The sequence below is a fragment of the Roseateles oligotrophus genome, from assembly GCF_014204525.1.
GTDB lineage: Bacteria > Pseudomonadota > Gammaproteobacteria > Burkholderiales > Burkholderiaceae_C > Paucibacter_A > Paucibacter_A oligotrophus_A.
Window position 1 is genome coordinate 54,592 of record NZ_JACHLP010000008.1, and the last position, 24,186, is coordinate 78,777.

The 24,186-nt window shown below is 66.1% G+C and carries 25 protein-coding genes; 6 read left to right on the forward strand and 19 right to left on the reverse strand.

Going from position 1 to position 24,186, the window contains the following annotated elements; translation table 11 throughout:
• Positions 1-61 precede the first annotated feature (61 nt).
• Together HNP55_RS18690 and HNP55_RS18695 are read left to right on the forward strand one after the other, a co-directional pair.
• The gene (locus tag HNP55_RS18690; RefSeq protein ID WP_184302879.1) at positions 62-574 is read left to right on the forward strand and encodes a hypothetical protein; all 513 of its coding nucleotides are present in this window, start codon (positions 62-64) and stop codon (positions 572-574) included.
• An 11-nt stretch (positions 575-585) separates the two neighbouring features.
• Positions 586-2,211 (forward strand): GMC family oxidoreductase, encoded by a 1,626-nt coding sequence (locus HNP55_RS18695; protein ID WP_184302881.1) that lies wholly within the window; start codon positions 586-588, stop codon positions 2,209-2,211.
• 221 nt (positions 2,212-2,432) lie between these two features.
• Here the strand turns inward: HNP55_RS18695 and HNP55_RS18700 are convergent, their stop codons facing one another.
• The 14 genes from HNP55_RS18700 to HNP55_RS18765 form a co-directional block, all read right to left on the reverse strand.
• Complete coding sequence (locus HNP55_RS18700) at positions 2,433-2,924, reverse strand: hypothetical protein (RefSeq protein ID WP_184302883.1); 492 nt, start codon at positions 2,922-2,924, stop codon at positions 2,433-2,435.
• A gap of 1 nt (position 2,925) precedes the next feature.
• The gene (locus HNP55_RS18705) at positions 2,926-4,047 is read right to left on the reverse strand and encodes a hypothetical protein (RefSeq protein WP_184302885.1); all 1,122 of its coding nucleotides are present in this window, start codon (positions 4,045-4,047) and stop codon (positions 2,926-2,928) included.
• Complete coding sequence (locus tag HNP55_RS18710; RefSeq protein ID WP_184302887.1) at positions 4,047-4,337, reverse strand: YkgJ family cysteine cluster protein; 291 nt, start codon at positions 4,335-4,337, stop codon at positions 4,047-4,049. Before HNP55_RS18710 ends, HNP55_RS18705 begins: the two co-directional genes overlap by 1 nt.
• Positions 4,338-4,554: 217 nt before the next feature.
• Positions 4,555-4,797: a hypothetical protein gene (locus tag HNP55_RS18715; RefSeq protein WP_184302889.1), complete on the reverse strand. Its 243-nt coding sequence runs from the start codon at positions 4,795-4,797 to the stop codon at positions 4,555-4,557.
• A 20-nt stretch (positions 4,798-4,817) separates the two neighbouring features.
• Entirely contained in the window at positions 4,818-6,101 is a 1,284-nt protein-coding gene (locus tag HNP55_RS18720) for a DUF445 domain-containing protein (RefSeq protein ID WP_184302891.1), read from the reverse strand.
• 42 nt (positions 6,102-6,143) lie between these two features.
• The gene (locus HNP55_RS18725) at positions 6,144-6,350 is read right to left on the reverse strand and encodes a hypothetical protein (protein ID WP_184302894.1); all 207 of its coding nucleotides are present in this window, start codon (positions 6,348-6,350) and stop codon (positions 6,144-6,146) included.
• 2 nt (positions 6,351-6,352) lie between these two features.
• On the reverse strand, positions 6,353-7,342 hold the full coding sequence (locus tag HNP55_RS18730) for a helix-turn-helix transcriptional regulator (RefSeq protein WP_184302897.1): 990 nt from the start codon (positions 7,340-7,342) through the stop codon (positions 6,353-6,355).
• Between the two features lie 138 nt (positions 7,343-7,480).
• Entirely contained in the window at positions 7,481-8,446 is a 966-nt protein-coding gene (locus tag HNP55_RS18735) for an alpha/beta hydrolase (RefSeq protein ID WP_184302900.1), read from the reverse strand.
• Positions 8,443-9,258: an ABC transporter ATP-binding protein gene (locus HNP55_RS18740; protein WP_184302903.1), complete on the reverse strand. Its 816-nt coding sequence runs from the start codon at positions 9,256-9,258 to the stop codon at positions 8,443-8,445. The genes HNP55_RS18735 and HNP55_RS18740 overlap by 4 nt, the downstream gene beginning before the upstream one ends.
• Before the next feature lie 8 nt (positions 9,259-9,266).
• Complete coding sequence (locus HNP55_RS18745) at positions 9,267-10,316, reverse strand: iron chelate uptake ABC transporter family permease subunit (RefSeq protein ID WP_184302906.1); 1,050 nt, start codon at positions 10,314-10,316, stop codon at positions 9,267-9,269.
• Positions 10,313-11,320, reverse strand: coding sequence for an iron chelate uptake ABC transporter family permease subunit (locus HNP55_RS18750; RefSeq protein WP_184302909.1), 1,008 nt, complete (start codon positions 11,318-11,320; stop codon positions 10,313-10,315). Before HNP55_RS18750 ends, HNP55_RS18745 begins: the two co-directional genes overlap by 4 nt.
• Entirely contained in the window at positions 11,317-12,246 is a 930-nt protein-coding gene (locus HNP55_RS18755; protein WP_184302912.1) for an ABC transporter substrate-binding protein, read from the reverse strand. The genes HNP55_RS18750 and HNP55_RS18755 overlap by 4 nt, the downstream gene beginning before the upstream one ends.
• On the reverse strand, positions 12,240-12,581 hold the full coding sequence (locus HNP55_RS18760; RefSeq protein WP_184302915.1) for a DUF2218 domain-containing protein: 342 nt from the start codon (positions 12,579-12,581) through the stop codon (positions 12,240-12,242). The genes HNP55_RS18755 and HNP55_RS18760 overlap by 7 nt, the downstream gene beginning before the upstream one ends.
• Complete coding sequence (locus HNP55_RS18765; protein WP_184302919.1) at positions 12,578-14,590, reverse strand: TonB-dependent receptor domain-containing protein; 2,013 nt, start codon at positions 14,588-14,590, stop codon at positions 12,578-12,580. Before HNP55_RS18765 ends, HNP55_RS18760 begins: the two co-directional genes overlap by 4 nt.
• A gap of 331 nt (positions 14,591-14,921) precedes the next feature.
• Here HNP55_RS18765 and HNP55_RS24810 point away from each other — a divergent pair, with 331 nt between their 5' ends.
• The 4 genes from HNP55_RS24810 (at position 14,922) to ruvC (ending at position 18,268) form a co-directional block, all read left to right on the forward strand.
• Positions 14,922-15,773, forward strand: a complete 852-nt coding sequence (locus HNP55_RS24810; RefSeq protein ID WP_184302922.1) for a helix-turn-helix domain-containing protein — start codon at positions 14,922-14,924, stop codon at positions 15,771-15,773.
• Between the two features lie 187 nt (positions 15,774-15,960).
• Positions 15,961-16,599 carry a lysophospholipid acyltransferase family protein gene (locus HNP55_RS18775; RefSeq protein ID WP_184302925.1) on the forward strand — a complete coding sequence of 213 codons (639 nt, stop codon included), beginning with the start codon at positions 15,961-15,963 and terminating at the stop codon, positions 16,597-16,599.
• Complete coding sequence (locus tag HNP55_RS18780) at positions 16,596-17,579, forward strand: phosphatidate cytidylyltransferase (RefSeq protein WP_184302928.1); 984 nt, start codon at positions 16,596-16,598, stop codon at positions 17,577-17,579. Before HNP55_RS18775 ends, HNP55_RS18780 begins: the two co-directional genes overlap by 4 nt.
• A gap of 140 nt (positions 17,580-17,719) precedes the next feature.
• The gene (ruvC, locus tag HNP55_RS18785) at positions 17,720-18,268 is read left to right on the forward strand and encodes a crossover junction endodeoxyribonuclease RuvC (protein WP_184302931.1); all 549 of its coding nucleotides are present in this window, start codon (positions 17,720-17,722) and stop codon (positions 18,266-18,268) included.
• A gap of 16 nt (positions 18,269-18,284) precedes the next feature.
• On the opposite strand, the gene HNP55_RS18790 is transcribed toward ruvC, so the two are convergent.
• From HNP55_RS18790 to HNP55_RS18810, 5 genes are all read right to left on the reverse strand, one after another.
• On the reverse strand, positions 18,285-18,581 hold the full coding sequence (locus tag HNP55_RS18790; protein ID WP_184302933.1) for a type II toxin-antitoxin system RelE/ParE family toxin: 297 nt from the start codon (positions 18,579-18,581) through the stop codon (positions 18,285-18,287).
• A gap of 9 nt (positions 18,582-18,590) precedes the next feature.
• On the reverse strand, positions 18,591-18,821 hold the full coding sequence (locus HNP55_RS18795; protein ID WP_184302936.1) for an addiction module protein: 231 nt from the start codon (positions 18,819-18,821) through the stop codon (positions 18,591-18,593).
• Positions 18,822-18,913: 92 nt separating this feature from the next.
• Positions 18,914-19,408: a PEP-CTERM sorting domain-containing protein gene (locus HNP55_RS18800; RefSeq protein WP_184302939.1), complete on the reverse strand. Its 495-nt coding sequence runs from the start codon at positions 19,406-19,408 to the stop codon at positions 18,914-18,916.
• A gap of 72 nt (positions 19,409-19,480) precedes the next feature.
• Positions 19,481-22,522 carry an ExeM/NucH family extracellular endonuclease gene (locus tag HNP55_RS18805; protein WP_184302942.1) on the reverse strand — a complete coding sequence of 1,014 codons (3,042 nt, stop codon included), beginning with the start codon at positions 22,520-22,522 and terminating at the stop codon, positions 19,481-19,483.
• 193 nt (positions 22,523-22,715) lie between these two features.
• Positions 22,716-24,152, reverse strand: a complete 1,437-nt coding sequence (locus HNP55_RS18810) for a PLP-dependent aminotransferase family protein (protein WP_184302945.1) — start codon at positions 24,150-24,152, stop codon at positions 22,716-22,718.
• Between the last annotated feature and the right edge of the window lie 34 nt (positions 24,153-24,186).

The window sequence follows — 24,186 nt, forward strand, 5'->3', positions numbered from 1 at the left end:
CACCCTTGGCCCGCGCACCCGCAAGGCTTAGCCTCGGGGGAACGCTGAACAAGGAGACCCGATGTTGAATCGACGCCGCTGGCTGCAACTGGGCCTGGGGGCCGCCGTGCTGCTGGGTGTGGCGGGGGCCGGCGTGGCCCTGCTCAAACCCGGCCTGGTGGAAGGCAAGCTGAGCCCCTCGGCCCGCGCCCTGATGCGCGCCGTGGCCCTGGCCGTGCTGGACGGGCAGTGGCCCGGCCCGGCGATCGAGCGCGAGGCCCGCCTGGATCAGCAACTGGCCCAGATCGAAGCCAGTGTGGCCAAATTCCCCGCCGGCTTGCGGGCCGAGCTCTCCCAGGTTTTGAGCCTATTGGGCACGGCGCCCGGCCGCCTGGGCCTGACCGGCCTGAAGAGCGACTGGAGCGAGGCTTCGGTGGCCGAGATTCAAAGCGCTTTTGCCGCCATGAGCGTCTCCGGCATCGCCACCCGCCAGCAGGTCTACCGTGCCCTGCGCGACTTGCACTGCCTGGTCTTCTTCAGCGACGCAACGAACTGGCCCCGCGTGGGCTACCCCGGCCCACGGGCCATTCCCTGAGCCCACAGCCCATGAGCACAAGCATCATCGATCCCATCGCCCAGGGCCTGGCGCGCGGCTGGCAGGTGTACGGCGACGACGTGGCGGGCCAGGCCCGCCCGGCGCCCACCCGCCTGGACTGCGATGTCGCCATCGTCGGCAGCGGCGCCGGCGCCGGCATCACGGCCGAGTTGCTGGCCAAGGCCGGGCTCAAGATCATCATCGTGGAAGAAGGCCCGCTGCGCTCCAGCAGCGACTTCCGCCAGCTGGAGTCCGAGGCCTATAGCCAGCTCTACCAGGAGGCCGGCGGGCGCAAGAACGCCGAGCAGACCATGCCCATACTGCAGGGCCGCTGTGTGGGCGGCTCCACCACGGTCAACTGGGCCGGGGCCTTCCGCACGCCCGCCAGCACGCTGGAGTTCTGGGGCCAAAAATACGGCTTGACCGAGCTGAATGCTGCGGCCCTGTCGCCCTGGTTCGAGCAGGTCGAGCGCCGCCTCAATGTAGGCGAATGGCTGGGCGAACCGAATGCCAATAACGCGGTGATCCAGCGGGGCGGCCTGAAGCTAGGCGTCGAGGTGAACAAGATGCACCGCAACGTCAAAGGCTGCTGGAACCTGGGCTCCTGCGGCCTGGGCTGCCCCACCAATGCCAAGCAGTCCATGCTGGTGACCACGATTCCCGCTGCGCTTGACCTGGGCGCCACCCTGCTGGTGCAAACCCGCGCCGAGCGCCTGGAGTTGCAGGGCGATCAGGCGCAAGCCCTGATCTGCCAGCCGATTGCGCTGAACGGTGATGCCACCGGCCCGGCCCTGCGCATCAAGGCCAGGCATTTCGTCATCGCCGGTGGCGCCATCAACTCGCCCGCGCTTTTGCTGCGCTCCGGCGCGCCCGACCCGCACAAACGGCTGGGCAAGCGCACCTTTTTACACCCCACGGCCGTCAGCAGCGCGCTGCTGCCCGAGGCCGTCGAGGGCTGGAGTGGCGCGCCCATGAGCGTGTTCTCCGATCAGTTCCTGCGTCAGCACCCCATCGACGGGCCGGTGGGCTACAAGCTGGAAACCGCGCCGGTGCACCCGGGCTTTGCCCTGACCAATCTGGGCGGCATGGGCAGCGTGCTGGGCGGGCGCATGAAGGCCTTCCCGCATCTGCACGTCGGCATCGCCCTGCTGCGCGACGGCTTCCACGAGCAAGCCCCCGGCGGCACGGTCAGCCTCAAGTCGGACGGCAGCGCCAGTCTGTCCTATGCCTTGAACGACTACCTGCTCGACGGCGTGCGCCGCGCCCACCTGACCATGGCCGAGCTCCAGTTCGCCGCTGGTGCGACGAGCGTGCGGCCGGGTCATGAGCAGGCCGAGGATTACCACTCCTGGGAGCAGGCCAGGCGTGCCATCCAGGGCCTGAACTACCAGCCCTTTCTGACCGTGCTGGGCAGCGCCCATGTGATGGGCGGCTGCGGCCTGGCCAGCGAGGCCGGCCAGGGCGTTGTGCGGCCGGACGGCCAGCATTGGCAGCTGGCCAATGTCTCGGTGCACGACGGCTCGCTCTTCCCCACCAGCATAGGCGCCAATCCGCAGGTGACCGTCTACACCTTGGCCAATTTGTTGGCTACAGGTTTGGCTAAGAGGCTGGGGGGGAGGGAGGTGAGGCTGGCTTGAAGGCAACCGCTGAGGCCAGGAGACCGACGACACATTGCGAGGCCTAGCATAAAAAGCTCGATTCTCAAGGCAGAAACAGAGCAGAAATTCTTCCGTCGTGGCAAGTCATTGACAGGGCTGGCGGACAGGCCCAGCTGCAGCCTTGCCCAAGGAACGAACCATCAGCTTTGAAGTCCCCATTGACTTCAAACGAACCCACGAAAGGTCGCAGACCTTATTTGCTATTCCAGTCGAATAGTAAAATCTTTATTCGCCAAAGAACTCTGCATTTCCTGAATACTCTTGAATGGCGAAGACTTAACCACATCAACCATAGATATGAGTGACGCATTCACAAGCTCAACATTTCCATCTGCCAGTGCCCGATCCAACACGTCAAATTGTTTCTTTATGACGACCGCACGCTCTTCGAATGTATATGTCATCAACTGAGATATTATGTCGCGTCTCGCTCTAATCTCTGCGAGCGCCGCATCTCTCTTGGCCGAAATATCCTCTCGTTTTGTTTTTTCTTCTTCTGCAACCCTCAGATAATCCAAGGCATTATCAAGCACATCCGTAAGGCCTTCAACAACGTGAACTGGCATCCCCGCTAAACTCTTGGTAAGCCCAAGCAAGTCAGGAGATTTATTCTGTACAACAGAAATCGACTTTGATGATGAATTTTTCACCTTACTAAAGATCGACATCAGACCACTAATTGCGTCATTCACTTTACGCACCCTCCAATATCTTCTTGGCATCCGAAATGACCTGCTCACTGTCTTGCGTGACTATGCCATCATCATCCAAAATCTTGACTCGCACCAATGCATTAACGGCATAAGCAAACCTAGCAAGCACCATGTAAAGCGATTTATCCTGCGATGAGAAGTTATTGAAATTCAGTGGATCATCAAAAGATAGCTTAGGCCGCCCCCCTACCAAACCTGCCAAACCACGCATAAAAACATTTTTCTCTTCATATTCCTTCTGTTTAACTTTTATAGCATCTTTAATATTCGCCGCGTCAACTTTCCTACGGCAAATCATCACTTCACCCTGAGACAACAATTCTTCGAAACGCTCCGACAACATCCGAATAACTTTTTCCAACTCTTGCGCGCGCGAGTGAATACTGCAAAGTACAGTCACGCCATTGTTAACTTGTTCAATTGCGTCGCGAATCTGGCTCTCTCGCTCAAAAGCCTCTGTCAAGGCTCGCTCTGACTTTTTAGCGGCTGACATGCCCATAACGGCAATCACCGGCCCAGCAATGGCACCACCTAAGACTGCCATTCCACCGGCCATTCCCATTCCGCCTGTCGCAAGCGAACCTCCGCCCAACCATGCCAATGTGGCATTTGTGGCAGCAACTCCGGAAAGAGTGCCGATTGCGGTTCCAGTTGACGCGACACCAATACTGGATGCAAGGCCGCCAGCACCTACCCCAGCCAATACGCCGGACGACAAGGCTCCCACCCCATCCTTGAGTAGATCCGCTGCTTTGTAGGAGCTCAACTCCATTGCAGCGATATCAGGCGAGTCAACGCGAACCTGCACGCCACCAATCTCAATAGGCGCACAAGACACGTTATTTATTTCTCTGGCAATACATACGAACTTCGTGAGCTGTGCACTCTCTGTTTCAAGCCGCAATATACCAAGCTGCTCCAAGCCATAAGAAACCTGATCCTTCTTCAAATTAAGACGATCACGGGCGGCATTTAAGTCATGCTCCGCTCGATCCACCAATTCGCCAGCTGCTGAGTAATTTCTCTTTGCATCCAACCCTTTTTTCGCCCCAAACATACCCGCTGCCAAAGCAACACCACCAATAATAATTGGAATAGCCATTATTTACAATCCTTAATAACAAGAGACACATAATCAAAGCCATGCTCTGCACGAAGCGCATTGCAGATAGCAACGTTTTCTTTGTAATACTCAATCAAACTCAACTTACCAGCAAAAATCTTATATGAATCATCAACGCGACAAAATTCAGGTCGATTATCATATATTTTGCACGTAACCATATCGCCCTCAATATAAACACATGCACCGTCACCCCTATCCATATGCCGCGTTATGTCACTCCTATCAACATGTCGGCAACATAGCCCACAACCGTCACATGGAAACATCAATACCTAGCTCACTTAAAATTCATGGACAACACGCATTCAAAAAATATGCACCAGCAAGACAAAAATGTCTACCCCCGGCAGAGTCTTGGGTTTTCTAATTATGATCACCCGAAGCAGCTAGCAGGGGTCACTAACAGGGCCCCACAGCGTCAAACACACTTTCAAACATAGATTTATTCTTATAAAAAAGCTACTTCTTGATTGGCAACGCTGCTCACCCAGCAGAATTCCCCCTACCCAAACTCTTAGATACCCTTACCTGCAGCCAAACCGCCCCCAGCACCGCCAGCCATTCCCAATGACTCCACGCCAGCCCCATGGCTTTGGGGCTGTGCGTAATGGTCAAGCCTGCAGCCAAGACTACGAGTGGCCAGAACGCGTACAGCAGGATCAGCCCGAAATACAAAGCCATGGCTCCGCCGATGAGAGCCAGCAAGGGTCCCAAAATGCCTTTCATGTCGTCGCTCCGCGCTTGTGTCAGGGGAAAAATGTTGGCAGCGTCTGCAAGACCCAGCCCACCAAATACAAGCTCGCACCAATCAAGCCACCTACCACCGTGCCGCTGACGCGTATGGCTTGCAGCTCGGCGCCGACGCTTTGCTCCAACTGCTCACCCATGGCTTTGGCGTCCCAGCCGCGCACGGTGGCGCTGATATGGCGGGCCAGGAAGTCGGCCAACTCGGGCGTCATGTGCTCGGCAGCGGTTTCGATATGGGCCTCCAGCGCTTCACGCAGGGCCGGGTCTTGCAGCAGCCGGGTGCCAAAGCCCTGGGCCAAGGCGGCGATCTTTTGGCCGATGGCGGAATGCTCGTCGGCGATGTCTTTGCGCAGCCATTCCAGCAACTGGCCCCAGAGCTGGCCGAGGTAGTTGTTCAGCTCCTCATGCGCCAGCAGGCGCTGTTTGAATTGTTCGACCTGGGCGGCGAACGCAGAGTCGTTGCGCATGCGTTCGAGCAAGTTTTGCAACTGCTCATCGACGTAAGCGCGCAACTCGTGCTCAGGGCTGTTCAGCACCCGGCTCAGCAAGCCCTCGCCGGCTTCGACGGATTTTTTGCCCAGGTAGCCGTACAGGCTGTCAGGAACGAGTTTGTCCAGCTTGGGGTATTCCGCCTGCGCCCACTCGGCGATGCGGGTGGCTGCCTGCTCGGCGCTTTGCTCACCGGCCAGCTTGCGCTTGAGCAAGCGCAACACATCGTCCAGCAAGGCCTGGTGCTGGCCGTTGCGGGTCAGGCCTTGCAGCAGAGTCAGCGCGGAGGCGTTCAGGTCCAGCTTTTTCAGCGCGTTCTTGACGCCCTCTTGCAGGGCCTGGCGTATCGGTGCGTCCGTAAGAGTGCTGAGTGCCTCGCTGGTGAAGCGCAAGGCATAGGTCGAGACCTGCTTGGCATTGCGCCCGTCAATCAGCCACCTTGCCAACAGCTCCAGCGGCTGATGCTTGCGCAGCATCGCCCTGATTTCATCTTTGCCAAAAAAACGGTCCTTGACGAAACTGGCTAACTGCTCGGCAATGCGGTCCTTGTTGGCCGGTATCACATTGCTGTGGCGGCGCAAAAATGGGATGGGCACGGGGCGGAACAGCGCCGTCACGGCAAACCAGTCGGCCAGACCGCCGACCATGGCGGCCTCGCAGGCATGGCGCAGCAAGCTGCTCAAAAAATGGGGCGGCAGCACAAAGCTGACAGCAAAGCCAGCGGCGGCGGCGCGCAGCCAGAACATGGCACGCCGCTTGCCAGCGGCCAGGGTATCGGAGGATTCAGCAGACAAAACGAGGTCTCAATGCGGCTAAAAGGGAGGGGTGGGCGCTTTTCAGCGTCGGCTACGGAACAGGTCTTCCAGGCGCGCCAGCAAAACGGGCAGATGCCCGCGTTGGCTGTCCACCTGCGGGTCAGGGCTGGCGCAGCGCGGGCAGGCGCCCACAGGCATCCACACATCGCTGCGTTGCTCCCTGTGCCAGACATGGCCGCATTGGCGGCAGCTGGCGCGGTACACCAGAAGGCGGGGTTTGACGGGCATGCTCAGCAAACCTCTTGTTCCGCGCGGGCGGATGAGATGGCATGGCCGCCGCCCGCCAGGTATTGCGAAAGCCCGGCATACAAGGCCTCACGCAGCTGCGGCGGGGAGACGATCTCCAGATGGGGAATCCACTGCCTGATGATGGGCAGGATCTGGTCCGGATGCACCACGCTGGCCCGCAGCAGCAGGTTGCCGGCCTCATCCTGCGACACCAGAGTCTGGTTTGGCAACAACATTTGTCGCTTGAAATAATGAGTTACTTGCACTGACACTCGTATTTCTACGACGATCTCCTGCCCACCGAACCAGATGCCTTCACTGCCCTGCACGCGCTCCAGCATCGCTGCTTCGGGCTCGAAGCCCTGCCTGTGGATTTCAACGCGCCCGACCCGGCTCAGGTCAAAAGATTTCAGCAGCCCTGCCTCCACGGCCACCAGATACCAGACGCCGCCCTTGTTGATCAGCCGGTAGGGCTGCACCTCGCGGGCTTTTTCCTTGTAGAAAAAGCCCACCAAGCGCCGCTCCTGGATGGCCAGTGCGGCAGCATCGAACACCGCGCACCCCTGGGGCGCATGCAGGCTGAAGTCGGGCCCATGGACGACAAAAGGAGACGCGCTGCCAGCGGCAGGGTCTTGCGCGATATGCGCACGCAAATGCTGCAGCGTAGGGTCCGGGAAGAGCCCAGACAGGCCGGTAGCCATCGTCACATGCCGCAATACATCGGGGCGCACCAGGCCCAGCTTCCCACGCCGCTGCAGCAAAGGCGCAATGCGGCGCAGATCCCGGTAAATGGTGCGTTCGCTGGTATTGAATCGCTGCGCCAGCTTGGCCTTGTCGATAGGCTTTTGATCCAGCAACAACTCGAAAATATGGCACATGCGCTCGGCAATGCCCTGCCCCTGACAACCCAAAACCATCTCTCCTGCACTCAACTTCAGTAGCGAATCTGCGTGACACAAATTGTCAGACACAAAATTGACACCCAGTGTCAATCCGCTTCAGCCATGAAAAACAAGGAGATGGATTTTATTCCGCCCTAATTAAGAGTTATGTTTACGAACCGGGGAACCGCGGCACAGTTCACGACTCCCAGATCGCAGTGAACTGGCCATCGGCCGGCCACTTGCCGTTCAATCCCCAAACGCAAAGTCCAGCACCGCCGCCGCGCCCTGCATGAACATGGCGCCGTGGTCATGGCCGGGCAGCTCGGCCAGGCTGAGCCGCAGGCCGGGCCAGTCGCTGGCGCGCAGGGCGGCACTGAAGTCGCGCGCGTTGTCCACCATGCGGTTGGCGGCCAGCCGCGCATTGCGCTCGGCCGTGCGGCTGGGGTCGGCCGCCTGCTCCAGCAGGCCCACGGCGATGTGGACGCGGCGCTCACCGGGCGGCTTGTCCAGGGCGGCCAGCCGCGCGGCAAGGTCTTTGAGCAGAAAACGATCGCCAAACCACAACGAGGGGCTGGAGGCCCAGTAACGCCTGAACAGAGCAGGCCGGTTCAGCAATGTGTAAAGCGTGAACTGGCCGCCGTAGGAATGGCCAAAGAGGCTGAGCTGCTGAGGGTCCAGCGGTACTTGCGGCAGAACCCGAGCCAAGGTGGGCAGCAGTTCCAGCTCGATGAAGTCCAGAAAGCGCGGCGCGCCACCATGGCGCGGCGAGAGCTTGTCGCAGGGCGCGCAGTGATTGGTGGGGGTGTAATCCAAGGCCCGGGCATCCACATCGATGGGGTCGCCGCTGGCATAGCCTATGCCCAGCACCAGGCCGGGCCGGCGCCCGCTCATCTTGGCGCGGCGGAACTCGCTCCGCAGCTCGGGCCGGGCGCGCTGGGGCTCCATCAGCGCGAAGGCGGCCTGGCCGTCCAGGGCCAGCAGGGCCGGGTAGCCACGCTGGCCCGGCGCCAGCGGGCCGTCCGGCAGGCCCAGCCAGATGCGGTAGCGCTGGCCGGTGTGGCGGGATGTCAGCTCAAAGGTCTGGGCATGGTCCAGTTGAGCGGGCTGCAACTGGGGCAGCGCGGGCAATGCAGGCTCGGCCCAGGCTTGCCGGCTCGCCAGCAGGGCCAGGGTCACGCGCAGGCTCAAGGCCAGGGATTCACGACGTCTCATGCTTGCAACTCCGCTGTCATCAGGGGCACGACCAGGGGCGCGCCATCGCCCGGCGTGGCCAGCACACGCGCCTCCAAGCCGTAGAGCTGGCGCACCAGGCCGGGGGTCACCACCTCGCGCGGCGGGCCGGCCGCCACGACCCGGCCGTCCTGCAGGGCCAGCAGCCAATCGGCATGGCGGGCTGCCGCGCCCAGATCGTGCAAGACCATCAAGATGCCGCGCCCGGCCTCGGCCAGCCGGCGCACCAGGCAGAGCAGCTCATGGCCATGGCCCAGGTCGAGGGCACTGGTGGGTTCGTCCAGCAAGAGCCAGGGGGTTTGCTGGGCCAGCACCATGGCCAGCCAGGCGCGTTGGCGCTGGCCGCCGGAGAGCTGGTCCAGGCGCCGCCCGGCCAGATCCAGCAGATCGCAATCGCGCAGGCTTTGCGCCAGTACCTGCTCGTCCTGCGCCGACCAGCGCTGCCACAGGCCCAGCGCGGCCTGCTGATGCGGGCGCCGCCCGAAGGCCACCAGCTGAGCCACCGTCAGCCCCTCGGGCGCCAGCGCCTGCTGGGGCAGCAAGGCCAGGCGGCGCGCCCGGCTGGCCAGGGGCATGGACGCCAGCGCCTCGCCGTCCAGCAAGACCTGACCCCGTTGCAAGGGCAGCAGCCCGGCCATGCAGCGCAGCAAGGTCGATTTGCCACAGCCGTTCGCCCCCACCACGGCCATCACCTGGCCGCGCCGCAATTGCAGATCCACCCCGCGCAGGGCCGGTGTGCTGCCGTAGCCGGCGTGCAGGCCCAGGACTTGCAGGCCTTCTTTCTGAACATCCATCTCGCTCTTCACTCCCCATCCTCCCGGCCGGCATCCCGCAACAACAGCCACAACAACACCGGCCCGCCCAGCATGCCGCTGAGCACACCGGCCGGCAGCTCTACCGGTGCCAGCAGCAGGCGGCCCAGCAGATCGGCCAGCAGGGTCAAAGCCGCGCCCAGCAGGGCCGCCCCCAGCAAGGGCAAAGAGCCCAGCCAGGCACGCGCCAGCAAGGGCGCCACCAGGGCCACAAAGCCGATGGGCCCGGCCACGCTAACGCCCAAACCCGCCAGCGCCCCCGCCAGCAGCACCAGCATCAGCCGGTGGCGGCCCACCCGCAGGCCCAGCAGCTGGGCCTGGCTCTCGCCCAGCTGCAGCAGGGCCAGGCCCGGCAGCCAGGGCAGCAGCAGGATCAGCAGCCCGCCCAGGCCCAGGCTGACCGGCAGCAGCTGGGTGTAGGAGCTGGCCAGCAAGCTGCCCATGCTGAAGCTGTAGAGCGCGCTGCTGTGCGCCAGCTCCACCGTGGCCAGCACCAGTTCGAAACCGGACCGCGCCAGCGCCGCCACGGCCAGGCCCACGATCAGGGCCCGCTGGCCCTGGCGCCCCACGCCGCCGGCACAAAGCAACACCAGGGCCAGGCTCAGCAAGGCGCCGGCCAGGGCCAGCCACCAGGGGCCTAACAAACCATCCGCACTGAACATCAAGCCCAGCCCCAAGGCCAGCACGGCGCCGTCATGCACGCCCACCACATCGGGGCTGGCCAGGCGGTTGCGGGCCAGGGTCTGCAGCAGCAGGCCGGCCAGGCCCAGGCTGGCCCCCACCAGCAGGGCGGCCAGGGCGCGTGGCAGACGGATCTCCTGCAGCAGGAAGAGCGCCATCGCATCCTCGCCCCGCCAAGCCTTCCAAGCTTGCAGCGGGCTCAGGCTCAGCTCGCCGGCCAGCAGGCTCAGCAGCAGCAAGCCCAACACCCCCAGCGCCAGCAAGGCGTTCAAGGCCCAGCGCCGCGGCCGCAGCTGCGGCGAACCCTCAGCCAGGTAGTAAAGCCCCGGCTGTAGCGCGCTAACTCGCAAGCGGCTCATCGCTGCAGCCCCAAGCTGGCATCGCGCCGCACCGCCAGCACCAGCAAGGGCGCTCCGGCCAGGGCGCACAGGGCGGACAGCGGCGGCTCGAAGGGGGCGAACAGCCAGCGCCCCAGCAGATCGGCCGCCAGCAGGCATAGCGCCCCCAGGCCCGCACTGGCCCAGAGCTGGGCCAGCGGCGCCTGCCAACCCAGGCTGCGCGCCAGATAGGGCGCGGCAAAGCCCAGAAAGGCGATCGGCCCCACCCAGGCCACGGCACCGCCGGCCAGCAAGGCCACCGCGAGCACCGCCACCGCACGCAGCCGCGCCGGGCGCGCGCCCAGGCCGGCCGCCAATTCGTCGTCCAGCAAGAGCAGGCTCAGGCGTGGCCCGGCCGCCAGCACCAGCAGCAGGCCCAGGGCCAGGGGCGCCAGGCTGAGCAGCAGGCTGTCCGGCTTGACCCGGGCCAACGAGGCCAGCACCCAGAAGCGGAACTGGTCCAGACCTTGCTGGTCCATCAGCAGCAGGAAAGCCATCAGGCCGCGCGCGGTGGCGGCCAGCGCCAGCCCGGCCAGCAAGAGGCGCAGCGGCGACAGGCGCGAGCGGCCGGCCTTGCCGCGCCGCGCCAGCAGCAGCACGGCCAGGGTGGCCGCCAGGGCGCCGCCCAAGGCCCACAACATCAGCCCCAGCGAACCCAAGCTGCCCTGCAGGCTCAGGCCCAGGGCGATGGCCAGGGTGGCACCGCTGTTGACGCCCAGCAGGCCCGGTTCGGCCAGCGGGTTGCGGGTCAGGCGCTGCATCAGGCAGCCGGCCAGACCCAGAGCCGCGCCCACGGCCAGGGCGGCCAGCAGGCGCGGCAGGCGCAGCTGCAGCAAGACCATGCGGCCATGCTCGTCCAGCTGCCCGGGCCGCCACAGCCCGGCCCAGGCCTCGGCCATGCCGACCCGGCCGGGCCCGTACAACAAGGCCGTCAGCATCAGGGCCGCCAAGGCCAGGCCCAGCCCCAGGCCGCGCGATGGCGTCATGCCGCTGCCAGCATCAGGCGCTCCACATCGTCCAGCACCGCCATGGCGGCCAGCGGGCCGCCGGTGACGGTCCACAGCGCCGCATCGACCTGGCGCACCCGGCCCGCACGGGCGGCGCGCAGCTCGCGGAACTCGGGCTGCTTGAGCAAGGCTTGCAAGGCCTGCGGGTCGTGGCCGGCACCGCTGCCGAACATGCCGATCAAGAGCCAATCGGCGTCGATCTCGCCCAGGGCCTCGCTGGACAGCGGGGCCGAGTGCCCGGCCCCCGGCTCCTGCTGGCGCGGCGGCCGCAGCAGGCCCAGCTCGCCCAGCAAGAGGCCGGCAAAGGCCTGGCCCTTCATATACGTGGGGCCTTGCGGCGTCCAGCGCACCAGGCTGACGCTGCGGCCTTGCTGCGCCGCCAGGCGCTGGCGCAGGCCGGCCACACGGGTTTGATAACGCTGCAGGCAATCGGCACCCGCCGGCTCGCGGCCCAGCCAGGCGGCCAGTTGCTGCAGGCTCTGGGTCCAGGGCTCGGGACCCCGGTAGGTGGAGACGGTGGGTGCGATGCGCTCCAGCTGGGCGAACAGCTTGGCGTCGGCCAGGCCGCCGGCCAGGATCAGATCGGGCCGGGCGGCCAGCACCCGGTCCATGCTGGGGTTGGCAAACTGGCCCAGGCTGGCCACGCCCTCGGCGCGCGCCGCCAGATAGGGCGGAAAGCCCGCCTGCGCCCGCCCCAGGGTGGCGGCCACGGGCTTCAGCCCCAGGGCCAGGGCGGCGTCCAGATCACGCTCCGACAAGGCCAGCACCCGGCTGGCCTGGGTCGGCAAGGTCTGGCTGCGGCCCAGCGCGTCCTGCACCTTGCGGCCGGCGGGCTGGGCCCGGCCGGACAGGGGCAGGGCCAGGCCGGCAGCCAGCCCCAGACTCATGACACGGCGATTCAGCATGGCAAGTTCTCCCAAAACAATTCGACCGGCACCTGCCGGTTCAGCAAGGCCAGGTGCGAGGCCAGCACCGCATGCATGGTGGTTTGAGCCTGTGCATGGGCGCAGGCGCAATGGATGCGCAAGACCTGGGCCCCTGGGGGCGAGCGCAGCTCGCATTGGCCGAAGGCAAACTCGACCTGCGCCAACTCATCGCTCAGCTGCACCGGCACTTTCTTGGCGAAATGCTTGGCCAGCTTGAACAGATAGGCATCGGCCCTGTCGGTGTTCAGCTGCGCCCAGCTCTGCAGCGGCAGGCGCAGGAAACCTTCGGCCAGCGGCGGCGGCAAAGCGCTCAAAACTGTGCCCCCAGACGAACCCAGACGCGTCGGCCTTCGTCGATCTGCCAATTGCCGTCCAGGCCGGTGTTGCGGGTGCGCTCATCCACCGCCAATTGCTGGTTCGTCAGATTGAGCAGGGCCGCGCTGAGCGTCAGCATGGGGTTGATGGCGTAGCTGGCGCCGAGGTCCACGGTGGCCTGGCCGGGGCGCTCGCGCACGCCGCGCGCGCCGTTGCGCAGGGCGGCCCAATACTGCGCGCCTTCGTAGTTAGCCCGCACAAAGCCCTGCAATCCCGCCATGCCCTGCCAATCCAGGCGCAGCGAGGCCATATGTTTGGGCGTCTTGTCCAGCGGCCGGCCGTCCAGGCTGCTGCCGTCAAAGCTGGTCTCGCGACCACCCTGGCGCTGCGAATCGGTGTAGCTGTAATTGCCGCCCAGGCTCCAGGCGCTGCTGAACTGCCAGGCCCCGCTCAGCTCCAGGCCTTGCAGCTTGACGCGGTCGACGTTGTCGTAGACATAGACGTCCAGCTTGGGGTTGAGCGCATCCACCTTGCCGGTGTTGAAGGACACGACCTTGTTGCGGAAGCTGTTGTGGAACAGCGTGGCGGCCGCGTAATTGCCGCGCTGGCCCTCCCAGCGCAGGCCCAGCTCGGTGCTGCGGCTGGTCTCGGGCTTGAGTTCGGGGTTACCGCAGAGCGAGCCCCGGCGCGGCGAGTTGCCGCCCGTGCTCATGCAGTAGCCGGCCTCGGCCTGGCGCAACTTGGGTGCCTTGAAGCCGCTGCCCACACCACCGCGCAGGCTCCAGCCCTGGCCCAGCTTGTAGATGCCGTAGGCGCGCGGGCTCCAGTGCGTGCCGTAACGGCTTTCATGATCGGCGCGCAGGCCCAGGGTCAGGGCCAGGGCCTCGCTGATTTCGATCTCGTCCTCGGCAAACAAGGCGGCGGCCGTGGCCTTGATCTGCTCCGGGCTGCGGGCATGGCCCTGGGCCGGCGTCTCGTTGGACACACCGGACAAGTCGTTGCGCTGCCACTGCAGGCCCAGGCTGAGGCTGTGGCGGTCCAGCGGCAGGGTCAGCACGCTGTCCAGCACGGTATTGGCCACGCGCGGCTCCAGCGCGAGCTGGGCGCCCGCATCCCATTCGCGCTGCTGGCCGTTCTCGCGGTACAGGGCCGAGCGCCAGCGCGCGTTCTGCGGCAGGCGGGCGCTGTGGCTGAGGGCCCAGTAATCGCGCGTCTGCTCGGTGTCGTAGTCCTCATCGCTGGCGGCCAGGCTCTTGCCGGGCTTGGCCTCGCGCCGCAGCTTGCCCTGGCCCAGCTCCAGCGCGAGCTGCTGCGCCTCGCCCAGCTGCAGGCCCAGCTTGGCGCCCAGGTTCTGGTTGCGCTGCGCGGGCGTGGCGGCCGTGACGCTGCCGGGGTAGAACAGCCGGTCTTCCTCGCGCTGGCTGAGCCCGCCCCAGAGCTGCAGGCTCAGGCTTTCAGCCAGCGGCCCGCCGACCCAGAAATCGCCCTGCCGGCCATCGCCAAGACGGCGGTCGCCCAGCTGCTGGGTGGCGCCCAGGCTGACGCTGCCACCCCAGCGCGCCAGCTGCTTGCGGGTGATGATGTTGATGACGCCGCCCATGGCGTCGGCGCCGTACAAGGCCGACATGGGGCCGCGCACGATCTCGATGCGCTCGATGGCGGCCACGGGCGGCATCCAGAAGGACTGCACGCCGCCGGTGCCACGGTTCATGGTCTCGCGGGTGCTCTGGCGCCGACCATCGACCAGGATCAAGGTGTATTCGCCCGGCATGCCACGCAGATTGATGTCCGAATCATTGGCCCCGCTGCCCACCACCGACACGCCCTCCACCCGGCGCAGCGCATCTTCCAAGCTGGTGATGGGTTCGCGCTCCAGTTGCTCGCGCGTCAGCACGGTGATGCTGGCCGGCGCGTCCACCACGGCACGGGCACTGGCCGAGGCGCTGACGGTGACGCGTTCCAATTGCTCGGCAGGCACCGGCGCCGCCTGGCTGGCGGTGCACGCCACCAACAGGGCCGCGCTCAGGGGCAGGAGGGGGGGAAGACGACGTGAAAGACGGTGTCGAGCAGGGGCGGTCGATGTCAGACAAGGTTTGCGCATACAGCAAGAGCCAGGAGAAGGAGGGATGGGGCGCGGCAGCCACCCGGCCGGGACTGCCCAGTGCTGTTGCACACAGAGAAACCCGGCGAGCCGCCCCGCGCAAGACGGGGGCCAAGCGGCTAGGCACAGGCATTCTAAATGAGAATGGTTTGCATTAACCCGCTGGCGGCGCTAGTATCCCCGTCTTGACAAGCGCCTGCCTTTGCGCCGACCACTCCTCTTTGCTCCAGCTCTCATCGTGCCCGCCTCCTCTGCCCTCTCAGCCCCCCTCGCCCGCCGGGCCTCGCTGCCGCTGCGGCCCGGCCTGTCCCTCAGCTACAGCACCTGCAGCCATGGCCATGCGCCGGGCCAGGAGGTGCAGGCCGCCCCGGGCCTGCATCTGGTGATGGTTTTGCAAGGCCGGCTGCATATTGCCTACGGTGGCCGCGCCCAGCGCCTGGGCGAGGCGGGCCGGGCCGAGCTGGCCTTGATCTCGCTGCGCACGCCGGCCTTGTTTGAACGCCGCGACCCGGAAGGCGCCCGCGAATGCCGCTTCAGCCTGCAGCTCAGCCCCGCCTGGCTGGACCAGGCCGGCCTGCATCTGCCGGGCCGCCATCTGGCCGCCAACCGACCCAGCATGGGGCGGCGCTTGCAGGAGCTGGGCCAGGGCCTGCTGAACCAGGCCCAGACCCTGCAGCAGGGCCGCGGCGAGCGGCAAGGCCTGTTGCGCCTGCGGCTGGAATGCCAGGCCCTGGAGCTGCTCAGCGAAGCCCTGGGCCAGGCGGAGCAAAGCCCGGCCATGCCCACCGCCGCGCGCATGCAACTGGCTTGCGAGCTGCTGGACAGCGGCGCCGCCGACCGCTGGAGCCTGGCCGACATCGCCCTGGAACTGGGCCTGCACGAAAACACCTTGCAGCGTCACTTCCGCGCCGCCCAGGGCTGCTCGGTGTTCGACTACCTGCGCCGGCGCCGCCTGGCGCGCGCCCATGCCCTGCTGCGGCAAGGCGCCTCGGTGGCCCAGGCGGCGCTGGAGGCCGCGTTCGAGAACCCCGCCAACTTCGCCACCGCCTTCAAGAAGCAGTACGGGGTCAGCCCGAGCAGATTGAAGTGAGCCCCTCGCCCGGTCTTGCCGCGCTGAACGCGGGCAAGCCCAGTCGGTCCCCCAAGGGGACGGTGCTGCTTGCCGGATTGACCGGCAAGCAGCACCCACGCGGGCCGGCTTGGGGCGGCCCGGCGCTCGGCCCGAAATGCCCCGGCTCCATCGGCAGTGGGTGGCGCGCAAGAGCTACGATAACGCCATGTCTCTTGCCCATTACACCGGCCTGCTATTGGCCGGCCTTGCGCGCCTGATCACCGGCACGCAAGGCCATTGGAAGGGCTGCCCGCCGATGGCCGAGCAGCGCATCTATTTCGCCAATCACCAAAGCCATTTCGACTGGGTGCTGATCTGGGCCGCCTTGCCGCATGAGCTGCGCGCCCAGACCCGGCCCATCGCCGCCCGCGACTACTGGACCAGCAGTCCGCTCAAGACCTGGCTGACCACGGCCGTGTTCAATGCCGTCTACGTCAGCCGCAACCGGAGCACAGCCGACGAAGACCCGCTGGAACCGCTGGCCCAGGCCCTGGCCGCGGGCGACTCGGTGGTGATCTTCCCTGAGGGCACCCGCTCCAACAAGGGCGAGCCGCAGGCCTTCAAGGCCGGGCTCTACCACCTGGCCGAGCAGTTCCCGCAGGTCAGACTGATCCCGACCTGGATCGACAACGTCCAGCGCGTCATGCCCAAGGGCGAGGTCGTGCCCGTGCCCATTCTGTGTACCGTCACCTTCGGCGCCGCGCTCAGCCTGGAGCCGGGCGAGGACAAGCGCGCCTTTCTGGAGCGAGCGCGCGCCGCCGTGCTGGCGCAAAAGCCGGGCCGACCCGGCGGGGCACGCCCATGAACTGGCTCAAGACCCTGGACAGCAACGAGCAGATCGCCCTGCTCTTCGTCACCTTGTTCGGCGCCCTGGCCCTGGCCAGCGCCGCCAGCTTCCTGCTCGGCCTGCGGGCGCGCGAGGAAGATGGCGAACACGCCCTGGCCCGGCGCCGCAAGATTCAGCACGAGCTGAATCTGCTATGGCTGGGCGCCTCCCTCTTTTGGGCCGCCTGGATCTCGGGGCCGCTGGGCGCCACGCTCTTGTTCGGCGTGCTGTCCTTTCTGGCCCTGCGCGAATTCATCACGCTGCTGCACACCCGGCGCGGCGACCACCGCAGCCTGATCCTGGCCTTCTTCGTGCTGCTGCCCCTGCAATACCTGGTGGTGGGCCTGCGCGAGTTCAATCTCTTCACCGTGCTGGTGCCGGTCTACGCCTTTCTGGCCATCCCGGTGGTCAGCGCCCTGGCCGGCGACCCGGAGGACTTTCTGGAACGTAACGCCAAGATCCAGTGGGGCATCATGGTCTGCGTCTACGGGCTCTCGCATGCCCCGGCGCTGATCCTGCTGGACATCCCGGGCTATAAGGGCCGCGGTGCGTTCTTGCTGTTCTTCCTGGTGATGGTGGTCAGCTTTGGCCAGCTGATCGAGCAGGCCGCCGCCCAGCGCCTGCGCCGCCGGCCGGTGGCGCGCCAGGTCAGCCGGACCTTCTCCATGCGCGCCTGGTGGGCCGGCATCTTCGCCGCCGCCCTGCTGGGTGCGGCCCTGTTCTGGATCACCCCCTTCACCGCCGTCAAGGCCATGTTGATGGCCGCCGTGGCGGCCGGGGCCGGCAGCTTTGGCGGCCTGGTGATGGAGGCCTTGAAACGCGACGCCGGCGTGCGTTCCTGGGGCAACCGCAGCTCCATCACCGGGGCCGTGGGCCTGCTGGACCGCATCGCCGTGCTGTGCTTCTCGGCCCCCGTCTTCTTCCACTCGGTTCGCTGGTATTTCAAATGGGCGCAATGAGAATTTTGGGCATTGACCCAGGGCTACAAACCACCGGTTTTAGCTTCGGCCCGGCGCTTGCGCGCCTTCACGTCCGCTGCGCGGACATGAGCCTGCGCTGAAATCCTGTACAACTTCGCTGCTCACCAGCATCAACAACCATGCGTATTCTCGGCATTGACCCTGGCCTACAGACAACGGGTTTTGGAGTGATTGAAGCCGATGGCCCGCGCCTGAGCTATGTGGCCAGCGGCACCATCAAGACCAATGCCGTCGCCACCGGCGACCTGCCGGCGCGGCTGAAGATCATCTTCGACGGGGTGTGTGAGGTGGCAGGCCGTTATGGCGCGCAATGCGCGGCGGTGGAGATCGTCTTCGTCAACGTCAACCCGCAGTCCACCCTGCTGCTGGGCCAGGCGCGCGGCGCGGCCATCACGGCCCTGGTGTCACGCGATCTGGCGGTGTCAGAGTACACCGCCCTGCAGATGAAAAAAGCCGTGGTCGGCCATGGCCACGCCAAGAAGGAGCAGGTGCAACACATGGTGCAGCGCCTGCTCAGCCTGCCCGCCGAGCCCGGCAAGGACGCCGCCGATGCCCTGGGCCTGGCCATCATGCATGCGCACGCCAACGTCTCCTTCGAGGCAATGAGCCGCAGCACCACCTTGCAGCGCCGCCAGCACGCGCAGTTCAAGGGCAGCCGGACTTATTGAGCCAAGCGCTTGCCGATCACTCGGGAAGCCGGGCCAGCCAGTACGCTGGCGGGCGGCGCTCATCGGCAATGGCGTGTACAAGCACGCCCCCGGCTATTTCGGTATAGATCACAGCGAAGGGGAAGTCGTTCACCAGCCTGCGCCGGGTGCCGCCGGCCGAAGCCTTGCCATGCAGAGGAAATTCGGCCGCGCGCAGCGCCGCCGCCTCAACTTCGCCACGGAAACGGCTCCCCAGCCCCTGCCGCAGATTCTCGTAGTAACGAGTCTGGGCCAGCAACTCAGCTCGCGCCTGCCGTGTAAAACGGGCTTGCATTGGCTCGCATCAAGGGGCGATGCGCCTGGCCTCCGCAAACACATCCTCTGCCGAATAGGTCTCGACCTCGCCGCGCTCATAGGCGGCAAGACGCCGCTCAATCTCCTGATCCCAGGCGGCGGCGACCTCCGCGGCGGGCTGCTGGTGCAGGGTCGCCAGAATCATCTCCACCAGGCGCGAACGATCCTCAAGCGCGAGGGCAAGACTGCGCTCAGCGAGTTCGGCAACAAGGTCAGACATGGGGCATCCTCCAAAAACGCCTACCCCTTCAAGACCAGCGCTTGATCAGCGGCAGGCGTGCAAGCGAAGTTTACCCGTGCCCAGCAGGCGGCTCAAACCTGGGCTGGACGACGCCTCAGCATCAGCCCAAGCCCCAGCAATCCACCCAAGCCCAGCGCCCAGCTCGAGGGCTCGGGCACGGCGCTGATGCTGTAGCCGCCCGAGCTTTCCACGCCGCCCACCGGGGTGAAGTGCAGATAGGCGTCGCTCAGATCAAAACTGCCCGAGCTGAAGACGAGGCTTTGCGTGCTTGATGCGAACTGGACGCTCAGGCCCAGGAAAACGCCGTCCTGATGATCGGCCGTGGGCGTGCCGCTGGCGCCGGCGAGCTGGTAGCTCTGGCCCAGGAAGTTGAGGCTGAAGCTCAGCAGCGCGGGCGTCTCGAAGCCGCTACCCGTGAGGGCCGCGTCGGCAAAGCTGAACTGGCCGCTGAAGCTCTTGCCCGCCTCGGGGCCGGCGTCGATCAGGCCGTTGAAGTTGAAGATGGCGGCTTGGGCCGAGAACATGGCACCCAGCAGACCCAGGGCGATGGCGGTTTTCTTGAACATGTTTTTTCTCCGGAGAAATCTTGTTGGAGGCCGCGGCGGCCGGCCCGCTGCGCGCGGGCCGGCCTGGCTGGCTTAAAAGCGGAAGCTATTGGCCTGCAAGGCCTGGCAGCCGACGTTCTTGAGCAGCACCACCGGGCGCGACTTGGCGGCACCGGCGGCGCCGTCGGGGTCATAGCCCACCAGGGCGCCGGCCGTGCTCGTGCTGCAGGTCACAAAGCCTTCGCCCAGCGGGTTGGCGCTATTGATGCCGACATTCTTCAGCAGGCCCGTGAAGACCAGCAGGTCCTGACCGGGCTTGAAGTCGGTGATGGTGTCCAGGCCATCGGCGCCGGTGGTGTAGACGAACTGGTTATTGCCCGCACCGCCCGTCAAGGTGTCGCGGCCCAGGCCGCCTTCGATCACATCGTCGCCCGGGGTGCCGACGATCACATCATTGCCCGCCGTGCCCTTGATCTGCTTGTACAGATTCAGGCCCAGCACCATGGGGTCGTGATCGGAGGAGCGGAAGGGCGTGGGCGTGTAGTAGGCGGCCGGGTTGAACTCGGTGTTGTAGTCGATCACCAGGGGCTCGTCGGCATTGATATGCCAGGAGGTCGCGCCCGCCACCTTTGGGGCAAGGGAGGCCGTGCCCAAGCCATGGTCCAGGCGGCCGGCAAAGCCGTCGAAGACGTAGGAGTAATCGGCCGGCTCGAACAAGCCCACCAGGTCCACGATCTGGCCGTTCTGGGTCAGGGTGTGGATGGGGTCTTCCTGGGCATAGGCATTGAAGTCGCCCAGCAGCACCAGATCCTGGGTGCCTGCCACCGCCTTCACCTGGTTGACGAAGTTCTGCAGCTGCAAGGCCTGGTCGATACGGTGCGCGTTGTAGCAGCCTTGCAGATCGCCCTGGTCGGCATCCGCGCCCGCGGCGCCCGAGCAGCTCTTGGACTTGAAGTGGTTGACCACCACGGCGAAGCGCTCGCCGTTCGCGGCCTGGAAGCCCTGGGCAAAGGTCGGGCGGTTGTTGACGGGTGAGGGGTCGGAGATGGAGGCGCCCACCAGGCTCAGCTTAGCCGGCTTGTAAATCATCGCCACGCGGATGGCGTCGTCGCCCGTGCCTTGCGCGGGCGGCGGCGTCACGGCATAAGTGCCGGCGCCCATCTTGGCGTTCAGCGCATTGACCAGGGTCGTGACCGCCACCTCGCCATTGTTCTGGATCTCCATCAAGCCCACGACGTCGGCACCCAGCGTGCTCAGCTCGGCCACGGTCTTGGCGAGCTGGCGCTGGTACTCGTTCAGATTGTCCGCACCGCGGCAATTGGCCGCCGACACCGTGCCGCTCAGCGAGCAGCCCTGGCCCGAGCCGCCGGCCGCCGTCTGGCCATTGCTGAAGGTGGTGAAGAAGTTCAGCACATTGGCGCTGGCGATCTTCACATTGCCGCCCACGGAGGGCGCTGCCAGAGGGCGCGGATTGGCGCGGGTGAACACCGGCGCCACGCTGGGCTGCAAGCGGTACATGGAGGCGCCGCTGGCATTGGCCGTGGCCGGGCCGTAGTCGATCACCCCGGTCAGGCTGTCCACCGTGTCGCCGGCGCGGTTGGTGTTGTCCACGCCCATATAGGGCACGACGGCAGGGTTCTGGGCCGAGCTGTTGTCGTCCAGGATGATGGCGCGGGCCAGATTGGCCGTGGCCAGGGCCTGGGCGTCGGGGCCGGGGCGCAGCACATTGGTGGGGTTCAGCAGGCGGCCGCCGGCCGCCATCGTCAGCTGGCCGTAGCGGCCGAGGAAGTAGTTCTGCTGCACGGTGATGGGGCCGCTCAGCTTGACCAGCATGCCCTCAAAAGCCTCCAGGCCGCCGGGGGCCAGGCTCGTCAGGTCCACCACGGTGGGCGTGATGGCATTGCCCGTGCTCAGCGTCGTCAGCCCGCTGATGTTCTTCAGCTGGGTGATGCTGCTCTGGCCGGATGTGAACTCGGTCACCAGGCCGCTCAGGCTCACTTCGGCACCCACGGCCACGGTGGGTGCGGTGGCGGTGTAGACAAAGATGCCGTCCGAGGTGCTGGGGTCGCCATCGCCCAGGCGGTCCTGCATATAAAAACCGGTGGGCGAGAGCAGGGTCACGATGCCCTTGGTGCTGACGGTCTGGTTCAGCAGCGGGCTGCTGGCCCCCGAGCCCTGGATGCTGTAGATGGGCGTCATGCCGGCCACCGTCAGCTTGAAGCTGCAGCTGGCCGACTGGCCATCGTTATTGCCCCATTGCAGGCCCAGGTTGTAGGTGCCGCCCGCCAGCGAGGCCGCGACATTGATGCTCTGGGTGGCCGTGCCACCGGGGGCCGTGGCGGCGCTGAAGCTGCCCAGGCTGATGCCGGCCGGCCAGCTGGCCGTGGCGACGGCGCTATTGACTCGGCTGTCGGCATCGCTGGCGCTCACGCTGAAGACGCTGTTGGCGCCCGAGCTGACGCTTGCATCCGGGCAGTTGGGGACGATGGGCTGGAAGGCCGGCACGCCGCCGCAAACGTTTGCCGGTGTGGCGGAATTGCGCAGCAGCGGGGTGCCCACCGTGAAGTCCGCGCTGTTGTTGTCGCTGTCTGTGCAGCCATTGCCCTTGCGCAGCGCGGCCGTCGTGCTGCTCAAAGCCGGGGTGGCCGCCGTCTCGTAGCCATTGGCCGAGCCATAGCCCACCAGATCGACCAGATTGCCGCCGCTGGGGTTGGCGCCGCTCAGGGCCAGGCTGCTGCTGACCAGGGCGACCTTGCCGTTGGAGGCGCTCATATTCAGATTGCCCGTGCCGTCCTGGATGGTGATGTCGGCCCCCAGCGCGCCGCTGCCCGTGCCTTGGCGAATCAAGAGGTAGCGGCCCGGCTGCAGCACCGGATTGGCCAGATTGTTCAATGCCGCGACGGCCCAGTTGCCGGTGCCGGTGGCGCTGCCGTACTGGAGGGAGTAGGTGCTCAGATCGACCGGGCTGCTGCCGCCGTTGAAGATCTCGATGTAGTCGTATTTGTAGCTGGGCGAGCCGGAGGTGGCCGCGCCGCCGCCGTAGACCTGGCTGATGACCACGCCTTGCGCGGAAGCCAGCACCGCCGGGGCCGCAAATGCGGCGGCCAGCAAGGCAACAATGGGTTTGAGTTTCATGGTGTTGGAGTAGAAGAGAGAAACCGCACTCCGGGCTTGAAAGCAGGCATTCCTCACCGACACGGGGCCGATCCAATGCTGCAAACCCGGCTCTCGCGCCCAAACAGCCCAGGCGCTGCGGACCATGCTAGCGCCCAAATATGACGATTGATGACATGCAAAACCCTAGACCACGGTACCGGGTGTACCCGCATCAGGGGCGGGCTCGGCGCTGGATTTGCGCCGCCATCCGGCCCAGCTCGGCAATCGCCGGCTCCACCCGCGCATCGTCCGGATGCCCCGCATTCAGGCGCAGGGCCTGGCGGAAACGCCGGTCCGCCGAGAACAGCTGGCCGGGCGCGGTGCTGATGCCCTGCTCAAGCGCCTCGCGATGCAGGGCCAGGGTGTCCACCCCGGCCGGCAGCTGCAGCCACAGAAAGTAGCCGCCCTCCGGCTGTGAGACCCGGGTGCCCGCCGGGAAGTGCCGCAACACCAGGGCCCGCGCCCGCGCCATGCTGGCGGCCAGGGCCTGGCGCAGGCCACGCAGATGGCGCTCATAACCGCCCTGCTCCAGATACTCGGCCAGGGCCAGTTGCGAGGGCACGGCCGTGGCCAGCGAGCTCATCATCTTGAGCCGCTGGACCTGCGGCGCAAAGCGCCCGGCCGCCGCCCAGCCCACCCGGTAGCCGGGCGCCAGGCATTTGGAGAAAGAGCTGCAATGCAGCACGCCGCCGGCCGGGTCGAAGGCCTTGGCCGGGCGCGGGCGCCGGATGCCGTGATAGAGCTCGGCATAGACATCGTCCTCGATCAGGGGCACACCGTGGTGGGCCAGCAAGGCCACCAGGGCTTTCTTGCGCGCCGGCGGCATCAGGGCGCCCAGCGGGTTCTGGAAATTGGGCATGAACCAGCAGGCGGCGATCTTTTGTCGGGCCAGCAGCTCGGCCAGGGCGTCGGGGTCCACGCCCAGGCGCGGGTCGGTCGGCACCTCGACGGCGCGCAGATGCAGGCGCTCCAGGGCTTGCAGGGCGGCGTAAAAGGTCGGGCTTTCCAGCGCCACCACATCGCCCGGCCGGGTCACGGCCTGCAGGCACAGGCCCAGGGCCTCCATCGCGCCATTGCAGATCACCAGCTCCTGCGGCGCCAGGGCGATGTCGTGCTGGCCATAACGCCGCCGCAGGGCTTGCAGCAATCGGGTGTTGCCGCTGGTCAGCTCGGCGCTGAGCTGGGCGGGCGGCAGCTGGCGCATGGCGCGGGCGCCGCAGCGCGCCAGCTGGGCCAGCGGAAACAGCCCGGCCGCGGCAAAGGCCGAGCCCAGGGGCACGACCTCGGCATCGCGGGTGGAGCCCAGCACGTCGAAGATCAGCTCGCTGATCACCACCTCGGTGGCCGCCGGCGCCTGCACGGCCGCCGCCAGCGGCCCGCCGCGCGCCCGCCTGGGCTTGCGCACGTAATAGCCCGAGCGCGGCCGCGCCTCGACCAGGCCGCGCGCCTCCAGCAGGTAATAGGCCTGGAACACGGTGGAAGGGCTGATGCCGCGGGCCAGGCAGGCCTGGCGCACCGAGGGCAGGCGGTCGCCAGCGGCCAGCACGCCGCTGTGGATGCGCTCCTCCAGCTCCTCGGCCAGGCTCTCGAACAGGGTTGCGGCGCTCATGAGACTCCATCTGATCCGGTTGTTTTGCCAGAAA

Excerpts from the sequence above, each read along its gene's own strand:
- HNP55_RS18690 (WP_184302879.1), top strand. The coding sequence starts at position 62 with ATGTTGAATCGACGCCGCTGGCTGCAACTGGGCCTGGGGGCCGCCGTG.
- HNP55_RS18695 (WP_184302881.1), top strand. The coding sequence starts at position 586 with ATGAGCACAAGCATCATCGATCCCATCGCCCAGGGCCTGGCGCGCGGC.
- HNP55_RS18705 (WP_184302885.1), bottom strand. The coding sequence starts at position 4,047 with ATGGCTATTCCAATTATTATTGGTGGTGTTGCTTTGGCAGCGGGTATG.
- HNP55_RS18710 (WP_184302887.1), bottom strand. The coding sequence starts at position 4,337 with ATGTTTCCATGTGACGGTTGTGGGCTATGTTGCCGACATGTTGATAGG.
- HNP55_RS18715 (WP_184302889.1), bottom strand. The coding sequence starts at position 4,797 with ATGAAAGGCATTTTGGGACCCTTGCTGGCTCTCATCGGCGGAGCCATG.
- HNP55_RS18725 (WP_184302894.1), bottom strand. The coding sequence starts at position 6,350 with ATGCCCGTCAAACCCCGCCTTCTGGTGTACCGCGCCAGCTGCCGCCAA.
- HNP55_RS18735 (WP_184302900.1), bottom strand. The coding sequence starts at position 8,446 with ATGAGACGTCGTGAATCCCTGGCCTTGAGCCTGCGCGTGACCCTGGCC.
- HNP55_RS18740 (WP_184302903.1), bottom strand. The coding sequence starts at position 9,258 with ATGGATGTTCAGAAAGAAGGCCTGCAAGTCCTGGGCCTGCACGCCGGC.
- HNP55_RS18745 (WP_184302906.1), bottom strand. The coding sequence starts at position 10,316 with ATGAGCCGCTTGCGAGTTAGCGCGCTACAGCCGGGGCTTTACTACCTG.
- HNP55_RS18750 (WP_184302909.1), bottom strand. The coding sequence starts at position 11,320 with ATGACGCCATCGCGCGGCCTGGGGCTGGGCCTGGCCTTGGCGGCCCTG.
- HNP55_RS18755 (WP_184302912.1), bottom strand. The coding sequence starts at position 12,246 with ATGCTGAATCGCCGTGTCATGAGTCTGGGGCTGGCTGCCGGCCTGGCC.
- HNP55_RS18775 (WP_184302925.1), top strand. The coding sequence starts at position 15,961 with ATGTCTCTTGCCCATTACACCGGCCTGCTATTGGCCGGCCTTGCGCGC.
- HNP55_RS18780 (WP_184302928.1), top strand. The coding sequence starts at position 16,596 with ATGAACTGGCTCAAGACCCTGGACAGCAACGAGCAGATCGCCCTGCTC.
- ruvC (WP_184302931.1), top strand. The coding sequence starts at position 17,720 with ATGCGTATTCTCGGCATTGACCCTGGCCTACAGACAACGGGTTTTGGA.
- HNP55_RS18790 (WP_184302933.1), bottom strand. The coding sequence starts at position 18,581 with ATGCAAGCCCGTTTTACACGGCAGGCGCGAGCTGAGTTGCTGGCCCAG.
- HNP55_RS18795 (WP_184302936.1), bottom strand. The coding sequence starts at position 18,821 with ATGTCTGACCTTGTTGCCGAACTCGCTGAGCGCAGTCTTGCCCTCGCG.
- HNP55_RS18800 (WP_184302939.1), bottom strand. The coding sequence starts at position 19,408 with ATGTTCAAGAAAACCGCCATCGCCCTGGGTCTGCTGGGTGCCATGTTC.
- HNP55_RS18805 (WP_184302942.1), bottom strand. The coding sequence starts at position 22,522 with ATGAAACTCAAACCCATTGTTGCCTTGCTGGCCGCCGCATTTGCGGCC.
- HNP55_RS18810 (WP_184302945.1), bottom strand. The coding sequence starts at position 24,152 with ATGAGCGCCGCAACCCTGTTCGAGAGCCTGGCCGAGGAGCTGGAGGAG.